Origin of the sequence: Vibrio owensii CAIM 1854 = LMG 25443 (assembly GCF_000817815.1) — a bacterium.
Lineage (GTDB): Bacteria > Pseudomonadota > Gammaproteobacteria > Enterobacterales > Vibrionaceae > Vibrio > Vibrio owensii.
On sequence record NZ_JPRD01000020.1, the window covers coordinates 75,891 to 90,224 of the forward strand.

14 protein-coding genes are annotated in these 14,334 nt (G+C 47.6%); 8 read left to right on the plus strand and 6 right to left on the minus strand.

The annotated features are described in order from the left end of the window. The first annotated feature begins 363 nt into the window (after positions 1 to 363). On the plus strand, positions 364 to 1,599 hold the full coding sequence (gltS, locus tag H735_RS12700) for a sodium/glutamate symporter (RefSeq protein WP_005443440.1): 1,236 nt from the start codon (positions 364 to 366) through the stop codon (positions 1,597 to 1,599). Positions 1,600 to 1,689: 90 nt separating this feature from the next. Here gltS (H735_RS12700) and H735_RS12705 read toward each other — a convergent pair whose 3' ends face one another. The 4 genes from H735_RS12705 to H735_RS12720 all read right to left on the minus strand — a co-directional run bounded on the left by H735_RS12705 (position 1,690) and on the right by H735_RS12720 (position 4,466). Then, a complete protein-coding gene (locus H735_RS12705) occupies positions 1,690 to 2,208 on the minus strand; it encodes an RNA methyltransferase (RefSeq protein ID WP_020195062.1) in 519 nt (172 codons plus the stop codon). A 202-nt stretch (positions 2,209 to 2,410) separates the two neighbouring features. After that, on the minus strand, positions 2,411 to 3,241 hold the full coding sequence (locus tag H735_RS12710) for a membrane protein (protein WP_020195063.1): 831 nt from the start codon (positions 3,239 to 3,241) through the stop codon (positions 2,411 to 2,413). Continuing rightward, positions 3,241 to 4,098 carry an ABC transporter ATP-binding protein gene (locus tag H735_RS12715; RefSeq protein ID WP_020195064.1) on the minus strand — a complete coding sequence of 286 codons (858 nt, stop codon included), beginning with the start codon at positions 4,096 to 4,098 and terminating at the stop codon, positions 3,241 to 3,243. The genes H735_RS12710 and H735_RS12715 overlap by 1 nt, the downstream gene beginning before the upstream one ends. Beyond that, on the minus strand, positions 4,095 to 4,466 hold the full coding sequence (locus H735_RS12720) for a GntR family transcriptional regulator (protein WP_005428840.1): 372 nt from the start codon (positions 4,464 to 4,466) through the stop codon (positions 4,095 to 4,097). The genes H735_RS12715 and H735_RS12720 overlap by 4 nt, the downstream gene beginning before the upstream one ends. A gap of 447 nt (positions 4,467 to 4,913) precedes the next feature. Here H735_RS12720 and gltS (H735_RS12725) point away from each other — a divergent pair, with 447 nt between their 5' ends. Next, positions 4,914 to 6,140, plus strand: coding sequence for a sodium/glutamate symporter (gltS, locus tag H735_RS12725; protein ID WP_020195065.1), 1,227 nt, complete (start codon positions 4,914 to 4,916; stop codon positions 6,138 to 6,140). 282 nt (positions 6,141 to 6,422) lie between these two features. Here gltS (H735_RS12725) and ulaG read toward each other — a convergent pair whose 3' ends face one another. Both ulaG and ulaR read right to left on the minus strand, forming a co-directional pair. Then, complete coding sequence (gene ulaG / locus H735_RS12730; protein WP_005448892.1) at positions 6,423 to 7,490, minus strand: L-ascorbate 6-phosphate lactonase; 1,068 nt, start codon at positions 7,488 to 7,490, stop codon at positions 6,423 to 6,425. A 124-nt stretch (positions 7,491 to 7,614) separates the two neighbouring features. Then, positions 7,615 to 8,370: an HTH-type transcriptional regulator UlaR gene (gene ulaR, locus H735_RS12735; protein ID WP_005448893.1), complete on the minus strand. Its 756-nt coding sequence runs from the start codon at positions 8,368 to 8,370 to the stop codon at positions 7,615 to 7,617. 386 nt (positions 8,371 to 8,756) lie between these two features. On the opposite strand from ulaR, the gene H735_RS12740 reads away from it, so the two are divergent. The 6 genes from H735_RS12740 (at position 8,757) to H735_RS12765 (ending at position 14,186) form a co-directional block, all read left to right on the plus strand. Beyond that, positions 8,757 to 10,517 carry a PTS ascorbate-specific subunit IIBC gene (locus H735_RS12740; protein ID WP_005434683.1) on the plus strand — a complete coding sequence of 587 codons (1,761 nt, stop codon included), beginning with the start codon at positions 8,757 to 8,759 and terminating at the stop codon, positions 10,515 to 10,517. Between the two features lie 121 nt (positions 10,518 to 10,638). Continuing rightward, positions 10,639 to 11,115, plus strand: coding sequence for a PTS sugar transporter subunit IIA (locus H735_RS12745; protein WP_009702554.1), 477 nt, complete (start codon positions 10,639 to 10,641; stop codon positions 11,113 to 11,115). Positions 11,116 to 11,124: 9 nt separating this feature from the next. Beyond that, the gene (locus H735_RS12750; protein ID WP_009696581.1) at positions 11,125 to 11,817 is read left to right on the plus strand and encodes an L-ribulose-5-phosphate 4-epimerase; all 693 of its coding nucleotides are present in this window, start codon (positions 11,125 to 11,127) and stop codon (positions 11,815 to 11,817) included. Positions 11,818 to 11,821: 4 nt separating this feature from the next. Then, positions 11,822 to 12,643: a Cof-type HAD-IIB family hydrolase gene (locus H735_RS12755; RefSeq protein ID WP_005434688.1), complete on the plus strand. Its 822-nt coding sequence runs from the start codon at positions 11,822 to 11,824 to the stop codon at positions 12,641 to 12,643. 5 nt (positions 12,644 to 12,648) lie between these two features. Continuing rightward, positions 12,649 to 13,296, plus strand: a complete 648-nt coding sequence (locus tag H735_RS12760) for a 3-keto-L-gulonate-6-phosphate decarboxylase UlaD (protein ID WP_020195066.1) — start codon at positions 12,649 to 12,651, stop codon at positions 13,294 to 13,296. A gap of 8 nt (positions 13,297 to 13,304) precedes the next feature. Then, positions 13,305 to 14,186 carry an L-ribulose-5-phosphate 3-epimerase gene (locus tag H735_RS12765; RefSeq protein WP_020195067.1) on the plus strand — a complete coding sequence of 294 codons (882 nt, stop codon included), beginning with the start codon at positions 13,305 to 13,307 and terminating at the stop codon, positions 14,184 to 14,186. The last annotated feature ends 148 nt before the right edge of the window (positions 14,187 to 14,334 follow it).

Consider the following 14,334-nt stretch of genomic DNA (forward strand, 5'->3'; position numbering starts at 1 on the left):
GGAACTTTGCTCGATAGTAATGATCACTTTCTGTTTAAGTAAGGGAGCCCGATAGCGGTTCAGAAAGTGTCACTCGGACAATACTCACAACATTATATCCATCTCCTGCAAGCAGTCATTTCTGGTTGTCTATGAAGAGGATAAGAAGGAGCTTAACAGGCTCCTTTTACATTTTAGGGCTTGCGAATAGCGCGTAAATCAGAACATCGCTTAACGACCGTCCCTTAAACTAGCCTAAGGCGCATTTAACACAACCTTTTGAGTATTTTCGAAAAAATATAGCGAGAAAATTTGCTATTGAGCGAAGGTTAAACTAACACTCAATCATTACGGAGGATGAAGAGAACAATAATAAGAGGCGATATGAATCATTTAATATCTGTAGGTGCACTGGAGTCCTTTTTGGTTGCGATCAGTGTGCTTTTCCTGGGGCATTTTATTAATGCTAAGCTACCGATCTTAAAGAAATTCAACATACCTGAGCCGATTGTGGGAGGCTTAATCGTCGCCTGCATCATTACTGCTCTTCATTTTAACGGTATCGATCTGGAATTCGATTTACCGTTGCAGAACACATTTATGCTGATGTTCTTTGCTACTGTTGGTTTGGCAGCAAACTACACTCAGTTGATGAAAGGGGGCGCGAAGGTATTCATCTTCTTAGCAGTCGCGTCGTTCTACATCATCATACAAAACGGTGTCGGTGTCTCATTAGCGGCGGCACTAGGGTTAGATCCACTGATGGGGCTTATTGCGGGTTCGATTACTCTATCAGGTGGTCACGGCACGGGGGCGGCGTGGTCACAAACTTTCCAAGACGTTTACGGTTTGAATAACGTATTGGAAATCGCGATGGCGTCAGCAACATTCGGTTTGATCATCGGTGGTATCATCGGTAGTCCGGTTGCTCAGCGATTGATCGAAAAGAACAAGATCGAATCTGAGTATGGTCCTGGTGGCCGAGATGCCAAAACTCACGAAAAATTCCCAGAATTGGTGACGTACAACGAGTACGAAGAAGACAAAGTAACCGCGAAAAAAGTGGTTGAGAAACTGTTCTTCCTATTGATCTGTGTAACAGGTGCGAAGTACGTAGAACAATGGGTGAGCACTTACGAGATTAAATGGCTGATGATTCCAGACTTCGTTTACGCGTTGTTCATTGGTGTGATCATCACTAACTTCTTGGAAGTGACTAAAGTTCGTAAGTTAGATACAGAAACGGTCGATATGCTAGGTACGGTATCACTGTCTCTATTCTTAGCAATGGCATTGATGAGCCTAAAACTGTGGAACATTTTCGACCTAGCAATCCCATTCTTGGTGATTCTGGGCGTGCAGTCGGTGATTCTGGCTATCTTCACCTATTACGTAACGTTCAAGGTGATGGGTAGCAACTATGATGCTGCGGTTATCTCTGGTGGTCACTGTGGCTTTGGTTTGGGTGCAACCCCAACGGCGGTAATGAACATGGGTTCAATCGTTAACCGCTTTGGTCCGTCACCACAAGCGTTCATGGTTGTGCCGATTGTTGGTGCCTTCTTCATCGACATCGTTAACTTGATCATTCTACAAGGCTACATCTCGTTCCTTGGCTAGATAGATTAAGACGCCAAATAAAACAAAAGGTCACAGTATTGCTGTGACCTTTTTTGTATCTGGCGTTTGCCAACGACGAGTTGCGTTTGTCTAAACGCACGCTTTCATTTTCAAGCGGTTCTTATTGTCGCGATTAGCAAGCACTTGCTGGTGGTCATCAATCGTCCCCAGTGTTTTCGCCATACGATCGTAAAGCACAACGTTCACCGTCGCGGCTAGGTTCATACAACCGTGAGTCGGCACGTACACCACGTGATGCGCCTTATCGACCATCTCTTGCGGCAATGAGCCATCCTCTGGTCCAAACACATAAATCGCGTTCTCTGGGTGAGTGAATTGCGGCAGTGCTGTTGCACCGACCACTAACTCAACACAAACAATTTCCACATCGTCGGCAACATTAGCAGTGAGGTCTTCCATCTCTACTAATTGAATACGTTCTTGTGAGTTCTGGGTGTCGGTCTGGAACTTTACTGCGCGGCTGTAGCGTGTGCCGTTGTAACGAACTTGCGCAGCGTCGTAGCAGCCAGCGGCTCGCAACACAGCGCCAACGTTGGTTGGACTCTTTGGGTTGTACAGTCCAATAATGGCTGTTGGCTTGGTGGTCATGGTTGGTGTTCTGCTTTTCAAAAATTCTAGATAACAGCGCTGAGCGCATTAAGCGGGGGATTATGAACTTAACCACGCCGAAGCGCTATCGCTATAGGCTGATTATTTTTGCGTTGGAGCAAACAGAGTGAAGATGGTTGGTGCTGAAAATGAAAAAAGCGAGGACAGTACCTCGCTTTTTGTGTGGTTTCGCTTGTGCTTGTTAGTTCACGGTGCGGCTGAACTTGATGCTAGCCGTCCAAGCAAGCACACCGATGAAAGCGTAAATCCCAACGTTCATCCAACCTGCATCTGGAATCGCGCTGAACGGGTTTGGCGCAAGAATCGCGTGCAGTGGTAGATAGAAAATTGCTGAGAAGAAATCATCCAGACCATAGAAGTTGAACATCGCAATTGGCATCCAACGTAGCGCGTAAATACCAATCAAGATCACCAATAGTGGTGAGTTCACTTTCTGTGAGATTGCCATTGCGGTTAGTGCGAGCGGCAATAACAACACGCCTGCCACCACCATTCGAAGCAAGAATTCAATCCAGTTCAGCAGCACAAAACCTAATGAGGCTTGGCGATACAACAACGCCAGCTGGTGGTCAGTTGAAACATTCAACATCCACAGCATAAAGTCCGCAGCGAAAACCAATACCGAACACACTAACGGAATCACCAATAAACCAAACGTCAGCTTCACCAGGTGGGTTTTCACGTCACTGACAGGCATACTGCGCCAAAACATGATACTGCCCTCTGAGCGCTCTTTACGCAGCGTTCTTGGGAAGTATTGAGTGCCAAGCAGGATAGACAACAAACCAATGCCACCTGTGAGCAGCATGTTGACGTCATCGCCGAGCTCTTTGTGGATGTCACTGACATCACCGCCAAAGCTCATTTGGAAGAACATATTGTGTTGCAGTGTCGAGCTGCTCATTAAGCTGACAAACAGCAGCACGCCACAGGCAAACATAAATAATGGCACGCGTGTAACCAATGGGTTCTCTAACCATTCTTTACGCAACATCGCGACAATCGATTTCATTATGCTGCCTCCTTCTGCAATGCTAAGAACAGATCCGCGAGCTTGACGCCATACACATCACCCAGCCCTGCCGCTTGTTCTGCGTATTGTGATGACAGCAACCATTTAGTTGTGCCCAAGCCTTTTTGCGATGACAGTGGTTTCAGTGCTTCGATTTGTGCGCGATGTTCATCACTGGCATCAAGAATGAAGTAATCTTCGCTGATGCTGTCCATTGAAGTTTGCAGAACAGGTCGACCGTGTTTAAGGATAAGCACGTCCGTCAGTAGGTGTTCGATTTCCGATACTTCATGGCTTGCTATGATCAGCACACGCTCGCCATCGTGGAACCATTCCAGCAAATGACGGTAGAAGGTATCGCGATAAACCAAATCCAAGCCAAGCGTCGGCTCGTCCAGAATTAGAATCTGCGTATTGGTCGCGATGACGACAGCTAAGTGCAATTGCACCTTCATGCCTTTCGATAGGGATTTGATGCGTGCACGCGGCTTGATGTCGGTTTGACGAAGCATGGCATCGGCTTTGCTGCGATTAAAACCTGGGTGTACGCCCTCGGTGTAATCGAGCAGCTGAGCAACCGTCATCCAGTTTGGCAGAACGTTCACATCCGAGATGTAAGACAAGCTCTGCATGATTTTGTCGCGTTGCATGATTGGCTCAAAGCCGTTGATGCGAATGGTGCCCTGATATTCGTGTGCACCGAGTAGGGCGTTAATGAGAGTCGATTTACCCGCACCGTTATGACCTAGCAAGCCAAGCACTTGACCTGCTTGTAGATCAAAGCTCACGTCATGCAGCGCTTCACCCTGCTGACGATATTGCTTGGAGACGTGTTTTACACTGACTAATGCGCTCATTGGTCACCTTCAATATGTGTTTGGATTTGTTGGATAAATTCATCAAGAGACATATCCAGACGTTGTAGTGTGTCGGCGATCTGCGGAATTTGTTGCTCAAGGAAACGTGCTTTTTCATCAGCAAGCAGCTGTTTTTTTGCACCTTGGGCGACAAACATGCCTTGCCCACGTTTCTTTTCTACCAATCCTTCATCAACCAATAACTGATAGCCCTTCATGACCGTCAGGTGGTTGATCTTCATATCCGCAGAGACACTGCGTACCGAAGGCAAAGCTTCGCCCTCTTGCCAGATGCCTTGCAATATTTGCTGGGTGATCTGGTCAGCCAACTGACGGAAAATCGGTTGGCGATCATGCCAATGCGTCATGATTGGTTTCCTTGGCTGAGTTGGTGTTATATATATGTATAACACCTTGGCAGTGCGATAGAAAGCACCAATCTTCTTGCGCTGTTTTCTCAATCACTTTTGCCGATGAAATTTCGACAAAGTTTGCACCAGAGTTTCACGCAAAATTTGTACGCAATCGCATACGTTTTTGCCTTCAAAAACTGGTAAAAAATTGTTCACTTCTCATAAGTTGAGAAGAGCTAAAAAAACGAGAAAATTGCGCCACAAAACTTGGTGAAAAAGTGTGTTTTTTCACTGAGTGAGAATTGGGTGAATATCCGAGTTGTTGCTTTCTTATTTAATGAGAATTTAGTGGGTTTGGACCCTAGAAAACCACACGTTCAGTAGGCACTCTGACCTGCCTAAATACCGCTCAACCTGCGAGTTGTTACTCAAAGGATGAGAAAAAGGAGGCAAAGAGGTTTTATGAATCAGGTTATTTCTGTCGGTCCACAAGAGTCGTTTCTCGTCGCTATTTGTGTGTTGTTCTTGGGACAATTCGTTAACGCTAAATTACCGATCTTAAAGAAATTCAATATTCCCGAGCCAATCGTGGGTGGTTTGATTGTCGCGTGTGCGATCACCGCGATGCACTTCAATGGAGTGGATTTAGTTTTCGATTTACCGCTGCAAAATACTTTCATGTTGATGTTCTTCGCCACTGTTGGTTTGGCTGCGAACTACACCCAATTGATTAAAGGCGGCGCTAAGGTGTTTATCTTCTTAGCCGTGGCATCGGTGTACATTCTTATTCAAAACGCGGTAGGTGTCTCTTTGGCAACCGCGCTTGGCTTAGACCCGCTTATGGGCTTGATTGCAGGTTCGATTACGCTGTCTGGCGGTCACGGTACAGGCGCAGCATGGTCGCAAACCTTCCAAGACATGTACGGCTTGCACAACGTTTTAGAAGTGGCAATGGCATCCGCTACCTTTGGTTTGGTGATTGGTGGCATCATCGGCAGCCCAGTAGCGCAGCGCTTGATCGATAAACGTAACCTTGAATCTGAATACGGACGCACCAATCAGACTCACGAGCGTTTCCCTGAATTGGTGACCTACAACGAGCACGAAGAAGACCGCGTAACCGCGAAAAAAGTGGTCGAGAGCTTGTCGATCATCCTGCTGTGTGTCACAGGTGCTGGTTACTTAGAAGGTTGGGTGAGCAGCTTTGGTATCAAATGGTTGATGATTCCAGACTTCGTTTACGCGCTGTTTATCGGTGTGGTGATCACCAACATCATGGAAGTGACCAAAGTACGCAAAGTGGATGTTGAGACGGTCGATATTCTTGGTACGGTTTCGCTGTCTCTGTTCCTAGCGATGGCGCTAATGAGCCTAAAACTGTGGAACATCTTCGACCTAGCAATCCCGTTCCTTATCATTCTTGCGGTGCAATCGGTGATTTTGGCAGTCTTCGCGTACTACGTAACGTTCCGTGTGATGGGCAGCAACTACGATGCTGCAGTCATCGCAAGTGGTCACTGTGGCTTTGGTCTGGGCGCAACGCCAACAGCAGTGATGAACATGGGCTCTATCGTTAACCGCTTCGGTCCATCACCACAAGCCTTCATGGTGGTGCCTATTGTTGGCGCGTTCTTTATCGACATCGTTAACCTAGTGATTCTACAGGGCTGTATTTCTTTTATTAAGTGACTAGCCACGCTCCACAAAGCAAAAGCCAGTCCCGAGAGACTGGCTTTTTTGATCGGCTTAGAGCAATAGGCATCAACAATTTAGATTACTGGAATGAGCCATGTCCTTTAAATTTATCAATGACTAATATTCGGTTTGTTGAGGACGTTACTGATGCGAAATCGTCGGACATTTATCATCAGTAATTTCCTTTTCTCCTTATAAGACTCTAGCTAATTGCCCGTCGCATCCATCATCGCGACGGGCTTTTTTTATTCCTGCCAAACGGACGTTGCGACGGAATTACAAGAACGCTTTGTATGGCAGTTCTGGTTCGTTTTTGAAGATGTCGCTAAAGCCACGGAAGTGTTGGTAGTGCATGCGACCTTTATCGGTAGGGAAGGTGTATTTGCCCCCAACTTGCCAGAAGAACGGTGCGAACTTGTATTGCAGACGGTCTTTCTTCATGTTCCACAACACTTCGATTTCGCGTGGGTCGTTTTGGAAGTTCGCCCAAATATCGTGGTGGAATGGCATCACGACATCACAATTCAATGATTCTGCTGCGCGTAGGATGTCAGAAGACGTCATCTTGTCAGTCACGCCGCGTGGGTTCTCACCGAATGACAACAGTGCCACGTCAATTTGGTATTCGTTGCCGTGTGCGGCGTAGTAGTTTGAGTAGTGTGAGTCACCAGAGTGGTAAACCGAGCCGCCTGAAGTTTCAATCAGGTAGTTCACTGCGCGTTTGTCCATGCCGTCGAGGATTTCTTTATCGTAAGATGAAGTGCCCTCTGGCAGCGTGACAAGAGCAGTACGGTCGAAAGAATCCAGTACGCGGATCTTCATGTCGCCGACCTCAAGTACATCGCCCACTTTCGCGACCACACAACGCTCTTCTGGCACGCCCCAGCCCATCCATAAATCGACACATGCTTGTGGACCGATGAACTTCACGTGGTCACCACAGTTTTGCAGTACCGCTGCCGCGACGTTCACGTCGATATGGTCAGCATGGTCATGGGATGCCATCACAGCGTCGATCTCTTTGATAGCAAATGGGTCAAGCGGGAAGATAGCAGTACGTAGGTTTGGTTGCAGCGCTTCGACACCGCCCATACGCATCATTTGGTGCTGGTTCTTCATGAAGGCATTTTTTTGCGTCTTTTTGCCCGTACCACACCAGAAGTCGATAGAGATATTGGTGTTGCCCTCACTCTTCAACCAGATACCTGTACAACCTAGCCACCACATCGAGAATGTATTTGGTTCTACCACCGTATTTTCGATCTCTTCGTTTAACCAGGTACCCCACTCAGGGAATGTATTTAGGATCCAAGATTCACGAGTGATTTCATTTACTTTACTCATAGCAACACCTTTTTGTTTCACAATTTTTATTAAATTTGGGATGTAGGGAGCCGAGCGCCTTAATTTGTGGTTAAGGCACTGAGCTGAATTATTTTTATTTATTTGAGAAAGAGGCTAGGGCGCGTTAGACCAGAATGACTTGTGTCCCTTTTGCTTCTATCGCTTTGATGACCTCTGGGTTGGCGTTTTTGCCAGTGATCAGAATGTCGATTTTCTCGGTAGGACAGAACAACATGCCCGTTCTGTGACCCACTTTGGAGCTGTCTACCACGACGACAAGTTTGTCGATTTGCTCAAGCATTTGCTGCTCAGCCACCGCGGTTAACATGTCGGCTTTGTAGAGTCCGGCTTCGGTTAACCCTTTACCCGAGGTGAACATCCAATTGCCTGCGTAACTGCCAAGCGAGTTGGGTGCCGGATTTAAGAACAGTTTTTGCGAACGGTTGTATTGACCGCCAATGATGATCACATCGTCATGGTCTTCATTGATCAGGTAGCTTGCCAATGGGAAGTAGTTGGTGACGATCTGCACGTCTTGCCCACATAGCTTCTGCCCAAGTAGGAAAGCGGTCGAACCGCAGTTGATGACCACGCTGTCGCCAGGCTGACAAAGCTCAGCGGCTTGCATCGCAATCAAGGATTTTTCTTCGTAATGCTCAGTGCTGTTGATGTTCAGCGGTGACCATTTTTTCTTTTCTGCTTCGACGCGTTCTGCGCCGTTGCGTACTTTGCGTAGTTTGCCTAGTTCATCCAGCTTAGAGATATCACGGCGAGCCGTCGCTGGAGAGACGTTAAAGCTCTCAATAATGTGTGAGACGTTAATCGTCTGATTTTCTTCTAATAAAGACAGAATGCCATTGTGTCTTTGTACTTCATTCATACCCATCACCCTATTTGATTCAAATTCACCGAAATGTGTATCTAGTGATTATTTGGTGATTGCTTGTGATTTGTTTTGATTCTATTAATCACACTCTTGATTGTCAAATTCAAGACTGATGAAAATCTGAACTTCATCACAGGATTTTATAAGTTGTTGTATTTGTTGATAATTTAGTTTTTGTGTGTGATCCGCTTACCATTTGTAGGGTTTTTTGGAGGGCAAAATTGATAAATATCAAAATAATCACAAATGAGCATTGCGTGATTACTTTTGATTGTTAGAGTTTATTTCGTGAGCAAAAACTGAGTAGATTCTACGACATCAGATGGAATCACTCTGACCTACATACGATTACAAATAAAAAACACTCTAGGGGTAAAGATATGGAGTTCTTGTACGACATCTTCTATATTTTTTACAGCCAAGTTATGACCAAAGCCCCACTACTACTGGGTTTGGTAACATGCATTGGCTATTGGTTGCTGAGAAGAGACGCCACCACCATCATTAAAGGTTCCATCAAAACGATCGTGGGTTTCATGCTGGTTCAAGTGGGTGCAGGCACCCTAGTTGCTGGCTTCAAACCTGTGATTTCCAAACTTTCTGAATACCACGGGCTAACCGGCTCGGTCATTGACCCTTACACCTCCATGATGTCTACCATGGAAGCGATGGGCGATAACTACTCTTGGGTAGGTTACGCCGTTCTATTGGCATTAGGTATTAACATCCTCTTGGTACTGTTCCGCCGCTACACGGGTATCCGCACCATCATGCTGACTGGTCACATCATGTTCCAGCAAGCGGGTCTGATCGCCGTGTTCTACTTTGTGCTTGGCGCAAGCATGTGGGAAACCATCATTTACTCTGCGGTGTTAATGGCGCTGTACTGGGGTATCTCCTCCAACATCATGTTCAAGCCAACCGAAGAAGTCACCGGCGGGGCGGGTTTCTCTATTGGTCACCAACAACAGGTGGCGTCTTGGATTGCAACAAAAGTAGCGCCAAAACTGGGTGATAAGAACGACAGCGTTGACCACCTAGAACTGCCTAAATGGCTACACATCTTCCACGACAGCATCGCAGCAACGGCGATCGTGATGACGGTGTTCTTCGGCATCATTCTGCTTTCATTCGGTCTTGATAACCTTCAAGAAATGGCGGGCACCACACACTGGACTATCTACATCCTAGAAACGGGTCTGAAATTCGCTGTAGCGATTCAGGTGATTGTTGCGGGTGTACGTATGTTCGTTGCTGAGCTGTCTGAAGCGTTCAAAGGCATCTCTGAGCGCGTGATTCCAAATGCAGTATTGGCGATTGACTGTGCGGCTATCTACGCATTCTCTCCAAACGCAATGGTATTTGGTTTCATGTGGGGTGCGCTGGGTCAGTTCGCTGCAGTACTGGCGATGTTGGCATTCGATGCGCCAATCATGATCATCCCTGGCTTCATTCCAATGTTCTTCTCTAACGCGACCATCGGCGTATTTGCTAACCACTTCGGTGGCTGGAAAGCGGTGATGAAGATCTGTTTCGTGATGGGCATCATAGAGGTGCTAGGTTCCGCTTGGGCTATCCACCTATTTAGTCAACACGGCACAGAATTCAACGGCTGGATGGGCATGGCGGACTGGGCGCTTGTATTCCCACCAATCATGCAAGGTCTGTCTGCATCGAAAATGTTCTTCTTCGTTCTTGTTGGTCTGTCTCTGGTTTACATGTTCTTCGCTTCTCGCAAGCTACGTGCTGAAGAAGACGCGCAAGGCACAGTAGAAATCAGTGAAGAGCCAGAAGTGATTGAAGCGGTAGAGCAAGCAATCAAAGCGAGTGACGGTCTGCGCCCAGTAAGCATCCTAGCAGTATGTGGTAACGGTCAAGGTTCATCGATGATGATGAAAATGAAGATCGGCAAATACCTAGAGAAGAAAGGCATTCCTCACGTGATGGACTCATGCGCAGTGTCTGACTACAAGTCGAAGCTTGCGAGCACAGACATCATCGTATCGTCGAAGCACCTGTCTGCGGAGATGGAACCAGGCGAAGGCAAGTTTGTACTCGGGGTGCAAAACATGCTTAACCCTAACTCCTTCGGTGACGAGCTACTCGACATCATCAATAAAAACTTTGTACCAGCAAAATAAAACAGCATGACCAAATATCTCTCAATGAAGAGATGAGAAACCAATAACAAACAGCGAATAACAACAGTGGTGCCGGGTTTCGGAAAGCCAAAGTCACGGCACCCAAACTGGAGATAGAACAATGGGATTAAAACAATCACTGATCGACAACAACTCAATCAAACTGCAAGCAAAAGCGTCTAACTGGCGTGAAGCAATCAAGATTGGTACGGACATGTTGATTGCCTCTGGTGCGATTCAGCCTTCTTACCACGATGCCATCATCAGCAGCGTGGAAGAGTTGGGTCCTTACATCTGCATCGCGCCTAACTTGGCACTGCCACACGCAAGACCAGAAAACGGCGTAATTCGTACTGCTTTCGCACTGGTTACGCTAGAAGAGCCAATCTACTTTGAAGGCGAAGACGAGCCAGTTGATGTGTTGATCACGCTAGCGGGCAGTTCTTCAGACGAGCACATGGAAGGTCTGATGGAAGTGACCCAAGTGTTGGATGATGAAGACAGCGAAACGGGCGTGGATTTGGACAAGCTTCGCCGTTGCCGCAGCAAAACCGATGTATTCAACGTGATTGATGAAGCTCTGGCTGTTACTGCCTAAGGAGAAATCATGTACAGCGAACTGAAACAACGTGTGCTCGAAGCCAACCTCAAACTGCCGAAATACGGCTTGGTGACCTTCACCTGGGGCAACGTGTCTGAGATTGACCGCGAGCGCGGCGTGATTGCGATTAAACCGTCGGGGGTGGAATACGATGGCATGCGCGCTGAGCACATTGTGGTGGTCGATTTAGACGGCAATGTGGTGGAAGGCAATATGAATCCATCCAGCGATACCGCGACCCACATTGAGATCTACAAAGCGTTCCCACAAGTAGGCGGCGTGGTGCACACCCACTCACGCAGCGCAACGATTTGGGCACAAGCAGGGATTGATATTCCTGCACTGGGCACGACTCATGCCGATTACTTCTACGGCGACATTCCGTGTACTCGCAAGCTCTCACAACGTGAAATTGCGGAAGAGTATGAAAAGAACACTGGCTTAGTGATAGTGGAAGAGTTTCGTCAACGTCGCATCGACCCAATGGCTGTGCCAAGCGTGATTGTAGCAGGGCATGCGCCTTTCTCTTGGGGAACCAACGCTGACGATGCCGTGCACAACGCAGTGGTATTGGAAGAGATTTCTGCCATGGCATTAGCAACGCGTTCACTCAACAGCGGCATCAAGATCCAGCCTGAGCTTTCAGACAAACACTACCTGCGTAAGCACGGTGAAAACGCCTACTACGGGCAGAGGTAACGACATGTACAAAGTGCTTGCTTTAGATTTAGACGGAACCGTCCTCACCGATGACCACAGCATTCACCCAGAGGTGAAAAAAGCGATTCAAGAAGCGCAGCAGAAGTGTCACGTGGTGATTGTCACCGGACGCCATCACACCGCGGCACGCCCGTATTACGATGAGTTGGGTCTTACCACGCCTATCATCTGCTGCAACGGCACTTATGTTTATGACTACCACAATGATCGAGTGCTCAAGCACAACTCCATTGATAAGGAAGACGCGCTGACGTTCATCGCCTTAGCGAAGGAGTTTCAGGTCAAGATGGTGATGTACGTAACCGATGCCATGACGTACTCAAACTACAACCCAATTCACTACATGGAAGCGTTGGAAAAGTGGGCGAAAACCGCGCCTGAGCACCTTCAACCGAAGATCTACAAAATCGACTCGTTCAGCGAAGAAGTGCGCAATACCGAGTTCGTGTGGAAATTCGTAGTGGAAGGTTTACCAAGCTCGGTAGAACGCTTGATTGAAAACCCATGGGTGAAAGAGAAATTCAACGGCGAACGCTCGTGGTCGAATCGCATAGACTTCGCAGCAAAAGGCAACAGCAAAGGCTTAAGACTGGCGGAATACGTTTCTGAGCTGGGTTATCACCCGAATCATGTCATTGCCGTGGGCGATAACCACAATGATATTTCCATGCTCCGTTACGCTGGATTAGGCGTTGCCATGAATAACGCAGACGAGACGGTACGTTCAAGCGCCCGTTTGGTGTGCGAAACCGATAACAATAACGACGGCTTAGCTCGTCTGATACGTGAAAAAATTCAAGGATAAGCATCATGACCAAACCAATGATTCAAATCGCTCTAGACCAAACTAACCTAACTGACGCCGTGGCGGTTGCAAGCAATGTATACAGCTACGTCGATGTGATTGAAGTGGGCACTATCTTAGCGTTCGCAGAAGGGATGAATGCGGTCTCGACGCTACGTAAGAACCACCCAGACCACATTCTGGTGTGTGATATGAAGACCACTGACGGCGGCGCGATTTTGTCTCGCATGGCGTTTGAAGCAGGCGCTGACTGGATTACGGTTTCAGCCGCAGCGCACATTGCGACCATTGAAGCGTGTAAAAAAGTCGCGGATGAATTTAGTGGCGAAATCCAAATCGAAATCTACGGCAACTGGACGATGGAAGATGCGCAAGCGTGGGTGGATCTTGGCATCACTCAAGCGATTTACCATCGTTCTCGCGACGCAGAGTTGGCCGGTATTGGTTGGACAGATGCTGACATCAGCAAGATGCGTCAACTCTCTGAGCTAGGTATCGAGCTCTCTATCACGGGCGGTATCGTGCCAGAAGACATTTACCTGTTTGAAGGTATCAAAGCGAAAACCTTTATCGCAGGTCGTGCATTGGCGGGTGACAAAGGGCAAGAGACCGCAGAAGCACTGAAAGCGCAAATCGACCGTTACTGGAACTAGGGGGCGACATGTATCAGAACCTACAACGCCATCGTGTTGGCTTGTATGAAAAAGCGTTGCCGAACGAGTTGAGTTGGGAAGAAAAGCTTAGCGTGACCAAAGAATTAGGCTTCGACTTTCTAGAGATCTCGGTTGACGAATCAGACGAGCGCCGTAGCCGTTTAGATTGGGACGACGAGACGATTTATGCCCTGCGTCACCAGTGCGAACGTTATGGCATGCCATTGCAGTCGATGTGTTTGAGCGCACACCGCAAGTTCCCGTTTGGCTCGGCTGATCCGAAGATTCGCGAGCAAGCCGTGCTGCACATGGAAAAGGCGATTGCATTGGCGTACAAACTTGGCGTCCGTACTATTCAATTGGCTGGCTACGATGTGTATTACGAGCCAGCAAACCGTGCCACGCATTTGCGCTTTATTGAAGGTATGAAGGAAGCGGCAAAACTGGCTGAGCGCGCAGGCGTGATGCTTGCTGTTGAAATCATGGACACCGATTACCTCAATTCATTGAGTAAGTTCGAGGTGCTCAATCGCGAAGTGAATTCGCCGTATTTCACTGCTTATCCAGACGTAGGCAACATCTCGGGTTGGAATTACGACGTGTGTACCGAGCTTAAATTGAGTAAGCCGCACATTACCCAAATCCACCTTAAAGACACTTATCGCGTGACGCCGGAATACAAAGGTCAGTTCCGCGATCTCGTGATTGGCGATGGTGAAGTGAACTTCGATGCCATTTTCCGCACACTTAAAGAGACAGACTGCGTCGTGCCATTGGTGATTGAGATGTGGGCGCACGATGAACATTGGCGCGCGCACATTCAAACCGCTCAAAAGCGCTTAAATCAAGCGTGTGATCATGCGGAATTACCTAGGTTGTTTGCCGCATAATTCTTTCTGGGTCGTATAAACACTTACATGCTCCGGTGCTCGTTATGAGCACCGTTTTCCCATCGTGGGAACGTGCAGTTTTTAACCCTCGTGAAAACTGCACTCTTTCGTTTCATTGGTTGACTTACCATCAGGGTTGGCGCAAAGT

Excerpts from the sequence above, each read along its gene's own strand:
- gltS (WP_005443440.1), top strand. The coding sequence starts at position 364 with ATGAATCATTTAATATCTGTAGGTGCACTGGAGTCCTTTTTGGTTGCG.
- H735_RS12745 (WP_009702554.1), top strand. The coding sequence starts at position 10,639 with ATGGGATTAAAACAATCACTGATCGACAACAACTCAATCAAACTGCAA.
- ulaR (WP_005448893.1), bottom strand. The coding sequence starts at position 8,370 with ATGAATGAAGTACAAAGACACAATGGCATTCTGTCTTTATTAGAAGAA.
- H735_RS12740 (WP_005434683.1), top strand. The coding sequence starts at position 8,757 with ATGGAGTTCTTGTACGACATCTTCTATATTTTTTACAGCCAAGTTATG.
- H735_RS12750 (WP_009696581.1), top strand. The coding sequence starts at position 11,125 with ATGTACAGCGAACTGAAACAACGTGTGCTCGAAGCCAACCTCAAACTG.
- H735_RS12760 (WP_020195066.1), top strand. The coding sequence starts at position 12,649 with ATGACCAAACCAATGATTCAAATCGCTCTAGACCAAACTAACCTAACT.
- gltS (WP_020195065.1), top strand. The coding sequence starts at position 4,914 with ATGAATCAGGTTATTTCTGTCGGTCCACAAGAGTCGTTTCTCGTCGCT.
- H735_RS12715 (WP_020195064.1), bottom strand. The coding sequence starts at position 4,098 with ATGAGCGCATTAGTCAGTGTAAAACACGTCTCCAAGCAATATCGTCAG.
- ulaG (WP_005448892.1), bottom strand. The coding sequence starts at position 7,490 with ATGAGTAAAGTAAATGAAATCACTCGTGAATCTTGGATCCTAAATACA.
- H735_RS12755 (WP_005434688.1), top strand. The coding sequence starts at position 11,822 with ATGTACAAAGTGCTTGCTTTAGATTTAGACGGAACCGTCCTCACCGAT.
- H735_RS12705 (WP_020195062.1), bottom strand. The coding sequence starts at position 2,208 with ATGACCACCAAGCCAACAGCCATTATTGGACTGTACAACCCAAAGAGT.
- H735_RS12710 (WP_020195063.1), bottom strand. The coding sequence starts at position 3,241 with ATGAAATCGATTGTCGCGATGTTGCGTAAAGAATGGTTAGAGAACCCA.
- H735_RS12720 (WP_005428840.1), bottom strand. The coding sequence starts at position 4,466 with ATGACGCATTGGCATGATCGCCAACCGATTTTCCGTCAGTTGGCTGAC.
- H735_RS12765 (WP_020195067.1), top strand. The coding sequence starts at position 13,305 with ATGTATCAGAACCTACAACGCCATCGTGTTGGCTTGTATGAAAAAGCG.